The organism is Pseudomonas sp. Snoq117.2, from assembly GCF_900110545.1.
GTDB classification, from domain to species: Bacteria; Pseudomonadota; Gammaproteobacteria; order Pseudomonadales; family Pseudomonadaceae; genus Chryseomonas; species Chryseomonas benzopyrenica.
In genome coordinates this window covers 101015-117566 of record NZ_FOED01000010.1, presented here as the reverse complement: position 1 = coordinate 117566, position 16552 = coordinate 101015, and the positions used below count along the sequence as shown (strand labels likewise).

Below are 16552 nucleotides of genomic sequence, written 5' to 3'. Positions count from 1 at the left end.
TTCGGTAGCACAGTGGCAAACGTGCAGATCTCCCAGGGTAATTCGCGCGACCTTCCTGCTTATGCCTGTCGGATCTACGTCACAGCGTTCCGTGCAAGTATCGGGCTTTGGCGATTTGTGCCACCTCACCCCGCTGTGCCGCCTCTATCCGCTTCCTGTTCGTCAGGCCAGCATTTTGCCTCGGGCTTCCTTCAGATTCGCAGTCACCTGCGACACCCTTGCCTCTGGCTAACACTTCCCCTTGCCGGGTGTGTAGAGGACTTTCACCTCCAAGTCACCCGCCTGGCCACCACAGCCAAGCGGGTTGCGCTTACGCGCAACGCGCCATGCCTGGCGCACACAAAAGAAAGCCCCGCGTATGCGGGGCTTTTTCATTGAGCTGCTTGCTCGAATTCATCGATGTAGCGCCTCCACTCTTCAGGGGATAGCAGGCCAAGGTCCAGGAGACATCCCAGAGCCCCCATTCCACTATCCAAGGCGGATGACATGGCGTGATCCGTCCGGGCATCGATGATCCGTTGCCTAGCAGCCTTGATGATCGTTTCCACTGGTAGTGGCCTCCTGTTGGGCCTGTCGCTGATTAGCCGCATTCTTGTCACCCTATTCTGAATGTCAATTTACAGACGAAGCATTCCCGCTGAAGGTATTCCTGCTGAAGGTATTCCTGCTGAAGGTATTCCTGCTGGAGGTATTCCTGCTGGAAGCATCCCCGTTGTAGCTCATGGAAGCCTTGTATCCCATTCTGTGGGCGATGGTTGTTAGCCTCCTCGCCGTCTCCTCTCTCCTGAATTGGTAAAGCATTACGCCATCCCGCAAGTCCCCGAATTCCCACACTCGGACAGAGTATGGCTTGTATTCCCGTTGCATGTAGCCTCCTCAGAACGAACAGAATGCAGGGGTAAACATCCCAATCGCCACACTCGTCAATACCATCGTGAGAGTCGCTGTTACACAGACGATGATTGCCACATCATCCAATTCATGTTTCTTAATAACCGTAACTCCCAGCCATTTCTACTACAGTCTTTCCTGAGCTATCGACATGCCATACATAGCGTGTAGCCCCATCAGTGTCGACGTTGACACCGTCCATGATCATCACAACCTCATTGCCGTAGCGAGATGTCATGTATGTGCATCCGGCTAGTCGCTCTCGTGTAACAGCCCCTGTCTTCGGGTTGTATTCCATAGCCTCGCCATAATGTGTCTGGCTCACTGTGCCCATGGATACAGCCGAATAAGGACCGGCATACTCCTTCCACACCAGATAGCAGGCGCTACTGTTAGGAGGGAGCTTATCGTAGGGGGTAATCCAGCGTTCAACTTGTACAACTGGAGCTTTCTGTTGGGGCATTTCCTCAGGCAACAGAAATCCTGTAGCCATTACAGTTGCAAAGATTGCTCCCACGAATGCAGCTGGGAGCTTCCATCCTGTAGACATTTGGTTCCTCCTCAGATGTTGTGAGATAGCCATACGGCCAGAAGTATTGTGGTGATTGCCAGAGCCGGAAATGTGATGGCCTCCAGCAATCTCTTGATGTGCATTGTGTTTGTACGGATCATTTGTGTCAACCTTTATGGAGTGTCATTTTTAGGGCAAAGCATTCCCGTAGGAATGCCAAATGTTGCTGAAGCATCTGTTACAGAGCTAGTAGAGTCCTAGCTTCATCAGCAGCCGTCTCACTTGCGTGGCGTGCCATACATCAGCACCAGTTGAGGTTGGTATCCTCATGTTGGTCAGCTGCTGGGCAACGTTCTTCAATGTGGCGCCCTCTTCTTTCCAGAGCTTTCTGAGAATGCTCTCTAGGTTTGCGGCTGTCTCACTGAAGTTCTCAGCAGCCTTAGCGGATGCCTTCAGGGCATTGTTCCTTGACACTGCATTGGCCAGGAGCTTCTGTGAGCGGTATTCAAACTGGATGATGTCAATAGCGTCATCCAACTCCTTACCCTCAAGCCCTGGCAAGCTGGCCACGAACAACGGCGTCTCACCAATCGTCTTCCTGAGTTCCTTGGTGACGTACAACGGACTTGCCACCCAAACGCAAGAAGCCGGAAGCAAGGCTTCCAGCTCTTTGAGTGAATCAACCACTGTCATCACACCCTGCCCATCCCCTGCCATGTGGCGTATCCAAATCAACTGACTTGGAACGGGGATTTTCTTGTCGTTGGGGATCAACAGAGCGACCCCCTTAGCCAGACTGAAGGGCGATGCTGTGGGCTTATTGCCCTTCGGCATGTGCTCTACCCTGTTCGCCAATGAATCGGAAGAATGCTGCCCTTACCGCTTCGTCATACTGTTGCTGGGCAGCTTCCAAAGCTTCCTTGAGGCTGGACAGAGTTTCATCAGCCTTGGCGAAGTCGTTGTATGCCGCCTCAATCTCAGCAGCGTCCTTCCCTTGCATGTCGGCCATAGCGCCGATCATCGTATGCTGTTGGAAGCTGAGACCACTCTTGGCCTTGTGGGTAGTAGTAGCCGCTGGGGCTGCTTGCTTCTTCGGAGCGCCAGTGTTCTTGGCCTTGCCTACCCATTCAGGAAGGTCACTTTCGGCCTTAGCCAGGGCGCCCATCACTACGCCGTAACGGGTCTTTGCAGCGGGCACTACCGCCTCTTCGCCTTGGTTTTCCTGAGCCCAATCATAGAAGTGATCGCGGCTTTGAACGCTGGTGTCGGTTTCAGCGATGTAGCGACGAGCCAGATTGGACAGTTCGCTGTGGTAGCTTTGCTTTGCCATGATAGGTGAATCCTCCTGTGTGAATGTTGGGCCAATGTACAAGGCCCCTCACACACTGTCAACACCCTCATGTGTAAAATCTCAGCGCTGGAACAGAGCGTCTAGAGAGCCCCCGCTACGCAGGGTAGTCAGGACGTCGGCCATGTTCACAGACACGCCATCAATCGAGATGGCAACATCCTTCGGACCGATACGCTTCTGAGGCACCTTCACAGTCACATGATCGGGGCTGAAGTGGTTGTATCGCTTGTCTCTGTGGATGACGCCACCCTTGGGCACGTTGGCAAGGTGCCATTCCCGATAGGTCGAATACCTAACCCACTCAGGGCAGATTGTTCCCTTGGCTGGCTGATGTTTGAAACACGCCTCAAGCATCTTGCACCATGTTCGGTAGATGGGATCGGCTTTGCCGTTGCGTGTTGAGCCTCCTGGAACATCCATGATGCCCACACCACAAACTAAATTCTCACTCATTTGTCATTCCTCAAATCGTAGGCTGGCATTTGCCAATTTCCGGGTATGGAACCCCTGTATTTATGCGGGGTACAGAGGTCTAAAAATGACGGGACATAGGGTAGCCCCACATGCCATTTTTACACCTCTGGAAGCCGCATTCTTTCGTTAACGTCTGTACCGCTGAAGGTACGCTTGGGCAGCTGCATCACCCATTAGGAAGTGATCGGCTAGTTGCTCGACTGTGATGTGTGGATTGAAAGCGATGTACTCTTTCACATCCTGCTCACGATCCTCATACCTGGGTGTGGCTTCTGCTCGAAGTCTACGTCGTAGAGGACGGGCATCCCCTGACTTACCATTCACAAGGGCGTCATAGACATTAGGACTGGCCTGCATCAACTCGCCGATGTCGATGTCTATGTGATCTCCTGCCATCTCCTGAAGCCTTCGATACTTCGTCAGAGCAGCATCTGTGGCCTCAATGAATCGGTATTCAGCAGTGTCACGCGGAATTGTGGATGAGGCGACAATTCCTGTGATGAGATTGGATTGTCTATGGATAACTAGATAGTTCACTGGTGGTCTCTCTTTAAACATTGGCTGTTCCTCCTTTGGTTGGTTAGTAGTTCTTGTCGAAGTCTTCGAAGAAATCGCTGTAATCAATTTCTTCTTCGTCATCGTATTCGTCGTCTTCATCGAGAAGAGATACAACACGGCGAGACTCTTTCGCTTCGTCTGTGCCATCTTGTTCAATCAGGTCATCAAGTGTTCCTGAATTGCGTGCCAGGGCTCGCTGTAGGGCTCTACGCTCTTTGGAAGACATACCCTCCTCCATCTCATCCCAAAGGTCGGCATACAAGGCCCAGAGTTGGGCTTGACGAACTTCAGGAGCGAGAGGCTTAGGCTTGGGTCCAGGCTTCCTTCTATGCTTCACAGCGGGCGCTGTAGGAGTTCTCACAGAATGTTCGTCAACAGGGTCATTTGCTGCTGGCTGAATCGGAGATGCCTGACTAAGGTCTGCCCAACTAATTGCATGTCGAAGCGGGTGATACTGAACGACCAAAGGTTGTTGCATGGCTGGAACTGTTTGTGTATCGTTTGCAGACTGAGAGAGTAGTGCCCTCTCAATTCTGCGTGCTTCTTTCCGTCTTGCTGCTTTGCCCATGGTGGCAATGTCTCCTCTTAGAAAATGAAGTTTTCGTTGTGGCTTTCAGCGTCAGCCAACATTTCGTAGAAGGCGTCCTCTTCCTGTTGCTTCAGAGCCCAATTTGACGGGCGCTTGCCACGGGCACGTTCCTGGCGCTCATCAGCACGTTGTTTAAACAGGTCACGGATGGCTTGGGCAGTTTTTTCGTTGTGTTCGAAGCGCTCATTGATTGCCATGTCATCCACAAACTCTTCTGGCGTGTAGTCGTAGTCGGTATCAACGGCTTCGTAATTGATCAACGACTCATCGTCGTCAAGGTCATCTAGCGACACATCATCGAGAGATACCGGTTCGTCATCCTCCTCCACTACAGGAGCGGGAACGTCTTCGCAGTATTCTCTGTGAGTGATCGCAGGAAGAGTTGTGGCTGCCTTGATGAAGCTGAAACCTTGTTTCTTCACTGACTTCCACGATCCATCACGAAAAGCGCGAACAGCTGCACCATAAGCGGCGAATTGGCCGTCTTCGTACAGGGCCAGGATTTCGGCGGGGACTTCACCAGCGTTCACTACCACGCGAGCTGCTACAGCTTCTGAAGCCTCGGCCTCAGCAACCATGCTGGCCACGATGTGGGCAATAGCTGAAGGATTACGCTCGATGTGGCTACCAACAACAGCAACAGCTGTGCGGGCTGCCTGGGCAATGCGCTGAGCCTGCCGGTCTCCAATCTCAAGATGCTTGGCACCAGACGAAGAAATCTTGTCATGCTGAAGCATCCGGCGAACGTCTGAAGGACTCACCTTGAAGGGCTGAAATTTCTCATCGTGATCTTCTTCAGGGCGGGTGAGCACACCGACAATCAAGTCATCCAGCCAATCGACGTCGAGATCGTAGCTCAGAGCGTGGCGGATGATCGCTGCATGTGGGTTGGTTGTGCTCAGACTCTTGCGGCCAGCTCCAGCAGCACGCTTGCGGGGGGCGCCCCCTTTGGTAACGGCGTCCTTGGCTCCAGTGTCGCCAGCCAGGATACGGGCCAGATTGGCTTGAGCGGTGGCGTGATCCTGGGCCAGTTGATCGGCTGTGCCGCTGAAGACGAATTCGTTACCGTCTGCGTCGAAGACCTTTCCGGTGGAGACTACTGGAGCGTAATCATCAGCGGAAAAACCTCCGGTGAAGGCTACAGTTTCAAGTGTGACGATTTCGCCTGTGTGAACATTGACGTGTTGCATTGAATAGATTTCCTTGTACAGATTTTCATGTGATTCCTCCTCACTTGAAAGTGCCTTTTAATAGTGTTTGCTGCTGGTGTATGTAGTTGTCGGGTTAAGCGGCTTTAGCGGTTGCCTCCTCAAGCAGAGCCGCCTGTTCTGCTACGTGTTTCTTGTACAGCTCCATTGTCTCTGCTGTGGCTGCTGGGGCACCCAATACACGGCGTCGATAGTCGATGTATTTTTGAGCGCAAGGCTTACAGCAAAAAAGGTTGTCTCGACGCTTTGCGATGAATTCGACGTGACAGGTGATACAGTTACGTTTGATAAGCACAGTGTTACCTCCGGGTAAGGATTCAGGTTGTAGAGTTTTGGGAGTCAGAATTGTCGCTTCAGATTCGAAGCACATGTAAAAAGAAAGCCCAGCGGAGTGGGCTCTAATCACATGAAACAGGGAGAAGAAATCTCGACCTGTTAGGGTACTTTAACATCTTTTCTGCAAAAGTCAATACCTTGGCATGGGTTTTGCTTGTATAATTCTTGAAGTCCGACGAACGGTCATTTGCTACCATTCATCCTCTTCCTAATACGGGTCGATGACGAGATTGTCGACGGCTTCTTCCAGCGGAATACCGCGTAGACACTGAGCTACAACAAAGGTCGGGTCTACATCGTAGAAGTCGCACACCTCTCCTAAGGTCTTCGGAATACCACGGTAGATGACCAGTAAGGGGCGTAATGCGGCTGAGGCGGCTTCCATCTGTGATGGCTGGATAGCCGGAGGTGCAATGTCCTCGCTCTCTACAGAGCTGTCGTTAGCAGCTGGCGGGACCGTATGGCGGCATACCCAACTGGGATGCAATTTCAACATCCGCCCAATCTCCCTCAGGGAATACCCTTGATTGCGTAGTTCTTGCGCTGCTTGACTCATTACCTTTCCTCCTGTAGATTTCCACCTCCTGGGTGATTTGAGTCGCCACCTTATCAGATACCTGCTCTGATGTCAACCCCTTCGGCTGTTCGCTTATTAGCGACATAGGTAGTAAGGGGACCGAGCTACCCTCTCTGGGTGGGTTCCTTATTAGCGACATAGAGGTTAAGGAGCGAACCTCCCTCCTCTCTATTACGGCGGATGAGAATTTTTCTCACTGAATCGCTCGCCCTCCCTGGAACGGGGTGAATCCTTATTAGCGACATAGGGTAATGAGGGACGAATACCCCTCTCCAGAGCCATCCTTATTAGCGACACATAATAAAGGGAGGAGCCCGACCGCCATTTCTTCCACAGGATTTCCTGTGAGTGCAACACCCGTACCCGAGGGTTTTGTTGCAAGGCAACGGAAGGACAACCCGGCAAGCCGGAGGCTGGGAACTACCATCAAAGAAGAACAGCAGATTTTGATTGGCGACCCTTCGTGGTTCGCTTGTGTGTAAGCACAAGATTGCTCAGATGTAAGAGTAATCAATTCCTCAGCGACGCTGAGGTCTTATCATCTTCAGGTTGTCATCACAAAGCGACCACAAGTCGCCCATCAAAGATGTTCTCTGTTGATTGGTAGTCAGATTCAATGCTCACGCATTGGGGTAGCCCACGCTTCACTCTTACTATTGCGACCGAAATAGAATCTATCGATCAAGGCAGGCTGATAGAATTGGGCTATGGTAAATTGTCGCTCATGGCCTACCCTGCCGATGACGTAACTCGGCCCTGAATCCATGGACATCCACCTCGGCCTGCTGGAGACGAATTCGAGTGGTAGCCAGTTCGGCTTTGAGCCTGGACAGCTCCTCCGTCAGGACGTGATGACGATGTTCCGCCTGTACCTCTGGAATGATTGGCAGCAAGCGATTACCACGCTCGGTGCCTGATGTCCTGCAAGCGTTCTGGTAGCTGTGCCACGCCATGTATTCGCTTCGGGTGCGGTAGACAGCCGTCCTGGCTTCATCCAGCTGAGCCAGAAGCTCCAGATTGTCTTGCCGATACTTCGCCAGCAGCTCACGCAGGGTGCTGGCTTCGTCGGTCAGGAGATCAACAAGGTTACGGGCGTACCTCAACTGGCAGGGCTGGAACAGCTGCTGCTGTCGGTCGAAGGTGTCTATGTCTTCGTCGAAGTCTGAAAAGCGGGTCACGGCCCTCCCTCCCATAGGAATACTGGACAAAAGAACAGTATAGGTTGGGGGTCGAGCGTGCAAGATGGGGCAAGAGGGGTGGTAGATAGGAGTAGTAAACAGAGTAGTAAAACTCCTTTACAATCCCCCTTTAAAATCAACTACTTACAGCGAGTTCATCAAGCTGCTGGCAGGCTGACCCTCGGAGAATGGCACTTTGATCTCATAAGACTGAACTTATGGCAAAGTGCCAGGGTCTTATCGAGTGCCCCCAAAGCACTTTTAGCCCGCCCTGCCCGGCGGGCTTTCTTTTGCCTGGCGTTTGGCCTCAAGCCTGGAAGTCACCTTGCAGATCCACCAGATGGCGGTCGATAGCGGCTAGGCGCTGACCCTGATCGCCCATGCCCAGCCATTCCAGCTTGAGGTGGGCCTCGAACGGCAGCAGGTAGGCCAACTGGTAGCCCAGGGCCTGGCGGTCGGCGACTTCACCGCCCATGTCCAGGCTGGCGACCATGGGATGCTGGGCCAGGGCCACCAGCAGCGCCATGAGATCGGCGTCGCCATCGCGCAATGGCTGGGGCTCGCTTTCGGGGAGCCACTCCACCTCTCCCACCACCAGGTGATCGGGCTGTTCTTCCTGGCTCAGCAGGCGAAAGCGCCGGCCACCTTCGATGCGGATGCCCAAGAGGCCGTTGCTCTGCTGCTGCCAATCGCGGATCAGCGCCTCGCAGCCGTAGGCGCCCAGACGATTGGGCGCCGCACCGGTCTCGCGGCCTTCGAGGATGGTCACCACGCCAAAGCTGCTGCCCCGCTTGAGGCAACGACCGAGCATGTCCAGATAACGGGCTTCGAACAGCTGCAGATCGAGGCGGCAACCGGGAAACAGGGTGGTGTTCAGGGGAAACAGGGGCAGCGTCATGCAACCTCCAGGGCTTGAGGGTCCTGCTGGATAGAACATCGAGCGCCGCCGAAGGCTCCCGCGCGGCGACGCGCGGAACCCGGCCGGATCAGAAGCGATAGACCTCGGCGCCGGTGCGAATGGGCACCACGGCTGGCAGCGTCGGCCGGGCCTGGGCCTCTTCGACGAGTTTTTTCGGCTCCTTGCGCGCCACCTCGGCCCCACGCCGGCCGCGCTGGGCGACCTTGGTGAGATCGGTGGCCAGGCGTGCGGCCAGTTGCTGCAGCAGCTCGCTCTGGGCCCGCACCTGGGCTGCGCGATCGCCGGCATGACGCGCCTGCAGATGGACCACCTCGCTATCCAGCAGGCGACCCTGGCCATCGCGCAGCTGCCAGCTGGCATCCAGCGCCGCAGGTGCCTGATCGCCCGCATCGAGGCGGGTCACCACCAGCTCCACGCGATACTGGGGATCGAAGCCGGCGGGTTGCTCACCCACCACCACCCGACCGCTGTTCAGGCGGCTGGCGAGTTGGCGCTGCAGCAATTGCCGCACATTGGCATTCAGCGGTCCGGCCCAGTGATCGCCCGTGGTCTTGAGACTGCCATCGGGCTGGCGCTCCAGCAGCACGTCGCGCTGCAGGTAGTCGGCCAGTTGCAGGCTTTCGATCCACACCGCAAGGCCACGCTCACTGCTCGCTGGCGCGCGCGCATTGCCGCCGTCGAGTTGGTAGTAGTGGCTGGGACCGAGGCTGGCACAGCCACCCAGGCCGGCCAGCAGGCCAACGAGCGCCAACCTGGCGAGACATATCCGTTTCATCGAGGCTCTCTCTCGACGGGCACCATGGCCCGGCGAGTCCTGGTCGAAAAAATCCGGGCTATGCTAGCGGCTGACTGCAGACGGCTCAAGTTTCCACCTGCAGCGAGTCCACCCGCTGGAAGCCCCGCGGCAGCTTGTTGCCGCGCCGGCCGCGCTCGGCGCGGTAGTGCTCCAGGTCGCTGCCCTTGAGGGTATAGGGTCGCTTGCCGGCCTGCAGGGTCAGGGAAGCACCGGCCGGCACCACGGCCAGATCGACCACGTATTCCTCGCGCTTGGCGACCCGCTCGCCAGGGATGGAGATCAGCTTGTTGCCCTTGCCCTTGGCCAGTTGCGGCAGCTCGGTGATGGCGAACACCAGCAGCCGTCCCTCGTTGGTGACCACCGCGATGGAGGTGTCCTCCAGGGAAGCCACCGGCTTCGGGGCCAGCACCTTGGCGCCATTGGGCAGGCTGATCAGCGCCTTGCCGGCCTTGTTCTTGGCCTGCAGGTCCTCGCCCTTGACCACGAAGCCGTAGCCGGCATCCGAGGCCAGTACATAGAGGCTGCTGTCGTCCGGCAGGAGCAGACACTCGAAGCTGGCCCCTGGCGGCGGCGTCAGGCGTCCGGTCAGAGGTTCGCCCTGACCCCGCGCCGACGGCAGGGAGTGAGCCGCAACCGAATAGCTGCGCCCGGTGGAGTCGATGAAGACGGCGAACTGATTGGAGCGGCCCAGGGCTGCCGCCTTGAAGCCGTCGCCGGCCTTGTAGGACAGCCCGGTCGGATCGACGTCATGGCCCTTGGCCTGGCGCACCCAGCCCTTCTCGGACAGCACCACGGTCACCGGCTCGGTGGGCATGAGTTCGGTTTCGGACAGGGCCTTGGCCTCGGCACGCACGACGATGGGCGAGCGACGAGCGTCGCCGTAGGTCTCGGCGTCCTTGATCAATTCGTCGCGGACCAGATTGCGCAGCTTCTTGTCGCTGCCCAGCAGGGTCTGCAGGCGCTTCTGCTCCTTGAGCAGTTCGGCCTGTTCGCCACGGATCTTCATCTCTTCCAGCCGCGCCAACTGACGCAGGCGGGTTTCGAGGATGTAGTCGGCCTGGTCCTCGGAGAGCTCGAAGCGGGCCATCAGCGCCTGCTTGGGATGCTCTTCGGTGCGGATGATGTGGATCACCTCGTCCAGGTTGAGGAAGGCGATCAGCAGGCCGTCCAGCAGGTGCAGGCGGCGCTCGACCTTGTCCAGGCGGAACTGCAGGCGACGGCGCACGGTGCCGATGCGGTAGAGCAGCCACTCCTGGAGGATCTGCCTGAGGTCCTTGACCTGGGGTTTGCCGTCCAGGCCGATGACGTTGAGGTTGACCCGGTAGCTGGATTCGAGATCGGTGGTGGCGAACAGGTGCTGCATCAGCTCGTCGGCATCGATGCGGTTGGAGCGCGGCACGATGACGATGCGGGTCGGATTCTCGTGGTCCGACTCGTCGCGCAGGTCGGCCACCATGGGCAGCTTCTTGGCCTGCATCTGGGCGGCGATCTGCTCCAGCACCTTGGAACCCGAGACCTGGTGCGGCAGCGCGGTGATGACCACGTCGCCGTCTTCGCGGCGGTAGACGGCGCGCATGCGCACCGAGCCGCGCCCGGTCTCGTAGATTTTGCGCAGGTCGGCGTGCGGGGTGATGATCTCGGCTTCGGTAGGGAAGTCCGGACCGGGCACGTGTTCGAGCAGTTCGGGGATCCCGGCGATGGGATCGTCCAGCAGGCGCACGCAGGCAGCCGCCACCTCACGCAGGTTGTGCGGCGGGATGTCGGTGGCCATGCCCACGGCGATGCCGGTGGTGCCGTTGAGCAGCAGGTTGGGCAGACGTGCCGGCAACACCGCCGGTTCGTTCAGGGTGCCATCGAAGTTGGGCACCCAGTCCACGGTGCCCTGCCCCAGTTCATTGAGCAGCACCTCGGAATAGCGCGACAGCCGCGCCTCGGTGTAGCGCATGGCGGCAAAGGACTTGGGATCGTCGGGCGCCCCCCAGTTGCCTTGGCCATCCACCAGCGGATAGCGATAGGAGAACGGCTGGGCCATGAGCACCATGGCCTCGTAGCAGGCCGAGTCGCCGTGGGGGTGGTACTTACCGAGGACGTCACCCACGGTACGGGCGGATTTCTTGTGCTTGGCGTCGGCGTCCAGGCCCAGTTCGCTCATGGCATAGACGATGCGGCGCTGGACCGGCTTGAGACCGTCGCCGATGTGCGGCAGGGCACGGTCCATGATGACGTACATGGAGTAGTTCAGGTACGCCTGCTCGGTGAAGTCGGCCAGCGAACGGCGTTCGACGCCATCCAGGCTCAGGTCGAGGGGTGCACTCATGGGAGTCCTTTGGTGTTACGTCTTTGATCGGGGGGCCCGGTCCATCGCGGTCATGGACCACTCCTACAGGAGCTCGATACACCTGTAGGAGCGGTCGCTGCGGCGAACCGCCATGACCGCGATAAGCGCAGCCAACATATTTAGAGCAGCACTTCGGCGCGATCGCCCTTGGATTCCAGCCAGCTCTTGCGATCGGCGGACCTCTTCTTGGCCAGCAGCATGTCCATCATCTCGAGGGTGCCGGGCACGTCCTCGAGGGTCAGCTGCACCAGGCGCCGGGTGTTGGGATCCATGGTGGTCTCGCGCAGCTGCAGCGGATTCATCTCGCCGAGGCCCTTGAAGCGGGTGACCTGGGGCTTGCCGCGCTTCTTCTCCGCCGCCAGGCGATCGAGGACGCCGTCACGCTCGGCCTCATCGAGGGCGTAATGGACCTCCTTGCCCAGGTCGATGCGGTACAGCGGCGGCATGGCCACATAGACATGGCCGGCGTCCACCAACGGGCGGAAGTGCTGCACGAACAGGGCGCACAGCAGGGTAGCGATGTGCAGGCCGTCGGAGTCGGCATCGGCGAGGATGCAGATCTTGCCGTATCTCAGCCCGCTCAGGTCGGCGCTGCCGGGATCGATGCCGATGGCCACGGCGATGTCGTGCACCTCCTGGCTGCCCAGCACCTCGCTGCCGTCCACTTCCCAGGTGTTCAGGATCTTGCCGCGCAGCGGCATGATGGCCTGGAATTCCTTGCTGCGCGCCTGCTTGGCGCTGCCGCCGGCGGAGTCGCCCTCCACCAGGAACAGCTCGGATCTCATCGGATCCTGGCCGGCGCAGTCGGCCAGCTTGCCGGGCAGCGCCGGCCCTTGCGTGATCTTCTTGCGCTCGACCTTCTTGCCCGCCTTGAGGCGGCGGCCGGCGTTGTTGATGGCCAGCTCGGCGATCTGCTGACCCAGCTCGGGATGGGCATTGAGCCAGAGGCTGAACGCGTCCTTGACCACCCCGGCGACAAAGGCGGCCGCCTCGCGGGACGACAGCCGCTCCTTGGTCTGACCGGAGAACTGCGGCTCCTGCATCTTCATCGAGAGGACGAAGGCGATGCGCTCCCAGACGTCTTCCGGGGCCAGCTTGAGGCCACGCGGCAAGAGGTTGCGGAATTCGCAGAATTCGCGGATGGCATCCAGCAAACCTTGGCGCAGGCCGTTCACATGGGTACCGCCCTGGGCGGTGGGAATCAGGTTGACGTAGCTTTCCTGCACCGACTCGCCGCCCTCGGGCAGCCAGAACAGCGCCCAGTCGACCGCTTCCCGGGCCGAGGCCAGGCTGCCGTGGAAGGGGGCCTCGGGCAGCCGCAGGGCATCGCCCACGGTGTCGATCAAATAGGATCTCAGGCCGTCTTCGTAATGCCATTCGCTACGCTCGCCGCTGGCTTCGTCGAGGAAGCTCACCGCAAGGCCCGGGCAGAGCACCGCCTTGGCCTTGAGCACGTGCTTCAGACGGCTGACGGAAAACTTGGGCGAATCGAAGTACTTGGGATCCGGCCAGAAGTGCACGCTGGTGCCGGTATTGCGCTTGCCGACGCTGCCGACCACGGCCAGCTCGCTGGCCTTGAAGCCGTCGGCGAAGGCCATGCCGTATTCGTTGCCGTCGCGCTTGACGCGCACCTCGACGCGGGTCGACAGGGCGTTCACCACGGAGATGCCCACGCCGTGCAGGCCACCGGAGAATTGGTAGTTCTTGTTGGAGAACTTGCCGCCGGCGTGCAGCTTGGTGAGGATCAGCTCGACGCCGGAGACGCCCTCTTCCGGATGGATGTCCACCGGCATGCCGCGCCCGTCGTCGAGCACCTCGAGGGAGTTGTCGGCGTGCAGGATCACCTGCACCTGGCGCGCATGACCGGCCAGGGCCTCGTCCACGCTGTTGTCGATGACTTCCTGGGCCAGGTGGTTGGGCCGGGAGGTGTCGGTGTACATGCCAGGGCGCTTGCGCACCGGATCGAGTCCGGAGAGGACTTCGATGGCGTCGGCGTTATAGGCGTTCTGCGTGGCCATGGGGTCTCTATTCGAAGGTGTTGAAATCCAGCTCGCGCCAGAGCGCCGGATCGAAGCCGGCCAGCTCCAGCAGCAGCGGCAGCTGGCGATGGAAGCCCTGGAAGCCGTGGTCGCCACCCTGCTCGATACGCAGGGTGCAGGCGCCGTAGTAGCGTTCGGCGTCGCGGTAGTCGAGGGTCTCGTCGCCGGTCTGCAGCCAGACGTGGAAGCGCTCGGGATCCGCCGGCGCGGCGACTTCGAGCGCACGCATGGCCTCGACGTGGGCCTCGGTGAGGATCCAGGTCTCGCCGGTATGGTGATTGCGCTGAAGCCCCAGGTAATGCTCCATGAAGCGCCAGGGCCGGACCGCGGGGTTGATCAGCACGGCCTTGAGCCCGTGGCGCTCGGCCAGGACGGTGGCATAGTAGCCGCCCAGGGAGCTGCCGACCAGCAAGGGGGCGTCCAGCTCGGCCAGTTCGTGCTCCAGGAGCGCGAAGGCGGCATCGGCATCGTTGGGCAGCGCCGGGGCGCGCAGGCGGTCCGCCAGGCCGAGTCGGGTCATGCAGGCGGTCAGCTGCCGCGCCTTCAAAGACGCGGGTGAGCTGTTGAAACCATGGATATAGAGGATAGACGGCATCGGGCCGCTCCTACTGGATAAAAAAACAGGTAAAGAGTAACCCGTTTCGACCCGCGCGACCAAGGCAGCCGACCGGCGTCGGCGTCAGTAGCCGGCCGCGCTGTGATCCACAGTGAAGGCATGCTGTTGCAGACGCGAGACACCGGTTTCCAGGGTGCCATCGGGCAACAGGCGCAACCAGCGATAGCCCGGGGCCTGGTCGCCCGCCTTGAAATCCTCGCTGCCCGGCTCGAATTGCAGACCGGTGGACGGCGAGGCCAGCAGGCGCACGCCGTTGCGCAGCTGATCGAATTCCTGGTGGATGTGACCCCAGAGCACGACCTTGACCTGAGGATGGTGATCCAGCACGGCGAACAGCTCGTCCGGCCGGTGCAGCCCCAGGGGTTCCATCCAGCCACAGCCCACCGGGACCGGGTGATGGTGCAGGCAGATCAGCGCGGGGCGTTCGGGCGCGGCGCTCAGGGCCTCGTCCAGGGCCAGCAGCTGCGCCTGCTCCAGCTCACCGAACACGCAGCCGCGCACGGTGCTGTCGAGCAGGATGAGACGCCAGGCGCCCAGGTCGGTGACGGATTCCAAAAAATCGCGATCGCCACAGGCCTTGGCCATGGGCGCGTTCTCGTCATGGTTGCCGGCCAGCCAGCGCATGGGCGCGTCCAGCGGCTCGGTCAGCGCGCAAAAGCGCTGATAGGACGCCACGGAACCATCCTGGGAGAGGTCACCGCTGGCCAGCAGCAGATCGATGCGTGGCTGCTCCCGTACCACCTGGGCGACCACCTGTTGCAGGCTGGCCGCCGTATCGATGCCCAACAGCCGGCCATTGGCACGAGCAAACAGATGGCTGTCGGTCAGTTGGACGACGAGGGGAGCGTTGACACTATCCGGCAAACTCACCAAAGCCTCCTAGGCATAAGGGGACAACGAGCGCAGGCAGGGTGCAGAAAAGTTCCCGGGAACTTGCGTGCATACATCACATTTTCGCAGCTTGGCGAGCGAGAGGGAAGCCGCGGCTGTCAGCGTTGCGCCCTGGTACTCATCGCTGCAGGATGGGTTCAGCCTCGTGGCCACAGGCCAGGCAGTGACTCAGCCACTCGCCGAGAAACAGATTGAGCTGGTTCTTTTCGTCAGGCTGATGCATCGCCTGGTTGGGATAGGGATAGCGTCCGAGCAGGTGCCGGGAGGCCCCGGCCGACACCACTTCCGCCATCCGCGCGTCGTGATAGACCCGCACTTCCAGCTCGGGAACCGGCAGCCAGGGCAGCCCCAGTTCCTGGCGGACCCGCAGCACCGTCGTATAGGGACAGGCCTCGGTGACCTCCAGCGCCAGCACCCCCAAGGGGCGCTCGCCTTGCGACAACATGACGCGGCGCGATACCACGGCTTCGCGCATCTTGGGCAGAAGCCGCATCAGCCGCACGTAGTTGGCCTCGCACGTGGCCTGCAGGCCCGGCAGGTCAACTCGATAGCGATCTCGCAGTTTCAGCCCCATAACCCCCGTACCTCGGCGCGATTGAGCGCCAACCATTGCAGGGCGATGATTGCCGCTGCGTTATTGATTCGACCGTCGCGCACCCCTGCCAGTGCCTCGTCCAGCGACCAGACATGGACGCGAATGTCCTCGCCCTCCTCCTCCAGACCATGGACGCCACCGGCGTCCGCGGAGCTGCAGCGGCCCAGGTAGAGATAGACCTGTTCGTCACTGCCGCCGGGCGAGGGGAAGTAGGTGGAGATGGGCCAGAGCGATTGCAAGGTCAGCCCGGCTTCTTCCTCGGCTTCCCGATGAGCGACCGCCTCGACGGCCTCGCCCTGCTTGTCCACCAAGCCCGCCACCGGCTCAAGCAGCCAGGGATGAGCGGTCTTTTCCATGACGCCGACGCGAAACTGCTCGATCAGCACCACCTCGTCGCGCACCGCATCGTAGGGCAGCACGCAGACGGCATCGGGACGCACGAAGACCTCGCGCTCCAGTTCCGGGCCCAAATCACCGGAGAACTGGCGATGGCGCAGCCGGAAACGGGCCATGCGGTAGAAGCCCTGAAAGCAGATCTCGCGGCTCAGGATTTCAACGGCGGGCGCCTGGGATTCATTGGCTTCGGTCATGGGCGCTCCAGCGCTGATTGCAGGTAATCAGATCATCCTAGCGTGCCGCCTGCGCTCGTGCAGCCCCCGGCGCGCCAAGTCGCGAAAAGGACAAC

General features: G+C 59.5%; 17 protein-coding genes. All 17 read right to left on the bottom strand.

Going from position 1 to position 16552, the window contains the following annotated elements; translation table 11 throughout:
• Positions 1-988: 988 nt before the first annotated feature.
• Positions 989-1441 (bottom strand): hypothetical protein, encoded by a 453-nt coding sequence (locus tag BMZ43_RS26195; RefSeq protein ID WP_143075297.1) that lies wholly within the window; start codon positions 1439-1441, stop codon positions 989-991.
• A gap of 207 nt (positions 1442-1648) precedes the next feature.
• Positions 1649-2236 carry a recombinase family protein gene (locus BMZ43_RS20560; protein ID WP_143075296.1) on the bottom strand — a complete coding sequence of 196 codons (588 nt, stop codon included), beginning with the start codon at positions 2234-2236 and terminating at the stop codon, positions 1649-1651.
• Positions 2220-2732 carry a hypothetical protein gene (locus BMZ43_RS20555; protein ID WP_093256169.1) on the bottom strand — a complete coding sequence of 171 codons (513 nt, stop codon included), beginning with the start codon at positions 2730-2732 and terminating at the stop codon, positions 2220-2222. Before BMZ43_RS20555 ends, BMZ43_RS20560 begins: the two co-directional genes overlap by 17 nt.
• An 81-nt stretch (positions 2733-2813) precedes the next feature.
• On the bottom strand, positions 2814-3206 hold the full coding sequence (locus BMZ43_RS20550; RefSeq protein WP_143075295.1) for a hypothetical protein: 393 nt from the start codon (positions 3204-3206) through the stop codon (positions 2814-2816).
• Positions 3207-3353: 147 nt separating this feature from the next.
• The gene (locus tag BMZ43_RS26190; RefSeq protein WP_143075294.1) at positions 3354-3764 is read right to left on the bottom strand and encodes a hypothetical protein; all 411 of its coding nucleotides are present in this window, start codon (positions 3762-3764) and stop codon (positions 3354-3356) included.
• 43 nt (positions 3765-3807) lie between these two features.
• Positions 3808-4353 carry a hypothetical protein gene (locus BMZ43_RS26185; protein WP_143075293.1) on the bottom strand — a complete coding sequence of 182 codons (546 nt, stop codon included), beginning with the start codon at positions 4351-4353 and terminating at the stop codon, positions 3808-3810.
• 17 nt (positions 4354-4370) lie between these two features.
• Positions 4371-5564: a hypothetical protein gene (locus BMZ43_RS26180; RefSeq protein ID WP_143075292.1), complete on the bottom strand. Its 1194-nt coding sequence runs from the start codon at positions 5562-5564 to the stop codon at positions 4371-4373.
• Between the two features lie 562 nt (positions 5565-6126).
• Positions 6127-6474: a helix-turn-helix domain-containing protein gene (locus BMZ43_RS26175; RefSeq protein ID WP_143075291.1), complete on the bottom strand. Its 348-nt coding sequence runs from the start codon at positions 6472-6474 to the stop codon at positions 6127-6129.
• A gap of 743 nt (positions 6475-7217) precedes the next feature.
• Positions 7218-7673: a hypothetical protein gene (locus tag BMZ43_RS20530; protein WP_143075290.1), complete on the bottom strand. Its 456-nt coding sequence runs from the start codon at positions 7671-7673 to the stop codon at positions 7218-7220.
• Between the two features lie 307 nt (positions 7674-7980).
• Positions 7981-8571 carry an LON peptidase substrate-binding domain-containing protein gene (locus BMZ43_RS20525; RefSeq protein ID WP_064308565.1) on the bottom strand — a complete coding sequence of 197 codons (591 nt, stop codon included), beginning with the start codon at positions 8569-8571 and terminating at the stop codon, positions 7981-7983.
• Positions 8572-8659: 88 nt separating this feature from the next.
• The gene (locus tag BMZ43_RS20520) at positions 8660-9367 is read right to left on the bottom strand and encodes a PqiC family protein (protein WP_017640750.1); all 708 of its coding nucleotides are present in this window, start codon (positions 9365-9367) and stop codon (positions 8660-8662) included.
• Positions 9368-9452: 85 nt separating this feature from the next.
• Positions 9453-11705, bottom strand: coding sequence for a DNA topoisomerase IV subunit A (gene parC / locus BMZ43_RS20515; protein WP_093256151.1), 2253 nt, complete (start codon positions 11703-11705; stop codon positions 9453-9455).
• Between the two features lie 140 nt (positions 11706-11845).
• On the bottom strand, positions 11846-13744 hold the full coding sequence (gene parE, locus BMZ43_RS20510) for a DNA topoisomerase IV subunit B (RefSeq protein ID WP_093256148.1): 1899 nt from the start codon (positions 13742-13744) through the stop codon (positions 11846-11848).
• 7 nt (positions 13745-13751) lie between these two features.
• On the bottom strand, positions 13752-14360 hold the full coding sequence (locus BMZ43_RS20505; protein WP_068383409.1) for a YqiA/YcfP family alpha/beta fold hydrolase: 609 nt from the start codon (positions 14358-14360) through the stop codon (positions 13752-13754).
• A gap of 84 nt (positions 14361-14444) precedes the next feature.
• Complete coding sequence (gene cpdA, locus BMZ43_RS20500; protein ID WP_093256145.1) at positions 14445-15251, bottom strand: 3',5'-cyclic-AMP phosphodiesterase; 807 nt, start codon at positions 15249-15251, stop codon at positions 14445-14447.
• A gap of 139 nt (positions 15252-15390) precedes the next feature.
• A complete protein-coding gene (locus BMZ43_RS20495) occupies positions 15391-15846 on the bottom strand; it encodes a DUF1249 domain-containing protein (protein ID WP_017640755.1) in 456 nt (151 codons plus the stop codon).
• Positions 15837-16457: an NUDIX domain-containing protein gene (locus BMZ43_RS20490; protein WP_017640756.1), complete on the bottom strand. Its 621-nt coding sequence runs from the start codon at positions 16455-16457 to the stop codon at positions 15837-15839. The genes BMZ43_RS20495 and BMZ43_RS20490 overlap by 10 nt, the downstream gene beginning before the upstream one ends.
• Positions 16458-16552 lie beyond the last annotated feature (95 nt).

Coding starts and splice junctions, on each gene's coding strand:
- BMZ43_RS26195 (WP_143075297.1), bottom strand. CDS start 1,441: ATGTCTACAGGATGGAAGCTCCCAGCTGCATTCGTGGGAGCAATCTTT.
- BMZ43_RS20560 (WP_143075296.1), bottom strand. CDS start 2,236: ATGCCGAAGGGCAATAAGCCCACAGCATCGCCCTTCAGTCTGGCTAAG.
- BMZ43_RS20555 (WP_093256169.1), bottom strand. CDS start 2,732: ATGGCAAAGCAAAGCTACCACAGCGAACTGTCCAATCTGGCTCGTCGC.
- BMZ43_RS20550 (WP_143075295.1), bottom strand. CDS start 3,206: ATGAGTGAGAATTTAGTTTGTGGTGTGGGCATCATGGATGTTCCAGGA.
- BMZ43_RS26185 (WP_143075293.1), bottom strand. CDS start 4,353: ATGGGCAAAGCAGCAAGACGGAAAGAAGCACGCAGAATTGAGAGGGCA.
- BMZ43_RS26180 (WP_143075292.1), bottom strand. CDS start 5,564: ATGCAACACGTCAATGTTCACACAGGCGAAATCGTCACACTTGAAACT.
- BMZ43_RS26175 (WP_143075291.1), bottom strand. CDS start 6,474: ATGAGTCAAGCAGCGCAAGAACTACGCAATCAAGGGTATTCCCTGAGG.
- BMZ43_RS20525 (WP_064308565.1), bottom strand. CDS start 8,571: ATGACGCTGCCCCTGTTTCCCCTGAACACCACCCTGTTTCCCGGTTGC.
- BMZ43_RS20520 (WP_017640750.1), bottom strand. CDS start 9,367: ATGAAACGGATATGTCTCGCCAGGTTGGCGCTCGTTGGCCTGCTGGCC.
- parC (WP_093256151.1), bottom strand. CDS start 11,705: ATGAGTGCACCCCTCGACCTGAGCCTGGATGGCGTCGAACGCCGTTCG.
- parE (WP_093256148.1), bottom strand. CDS start 13,744: ATGGCCACGCAGAACGCCTATAACGCCGACGCCATCGAAGTCCTCTCC.
- BMZ43_RS20505 (WP_068383409.1), bottom strand. CDS start 14,360: ATGCCGTCTATCCTCTATATCCATGGTTTCAACAGCTCACCCGCGTCT.
- BMZ43_RS20495 (WP_017640755.1), bottom strand. CDS start 15,846: ATGGGGCTGAAACTGCGAGATCGCTATCGAGTTGACCTGCCGGGCCTG.
- BMZ43_RS20490 (WP_017640756.1), bottom strand. CDS start 16,457: ATGACCGAAGCCAATGAATCCCAGGCGCCCGCCGTTGAAATCCTGAGC.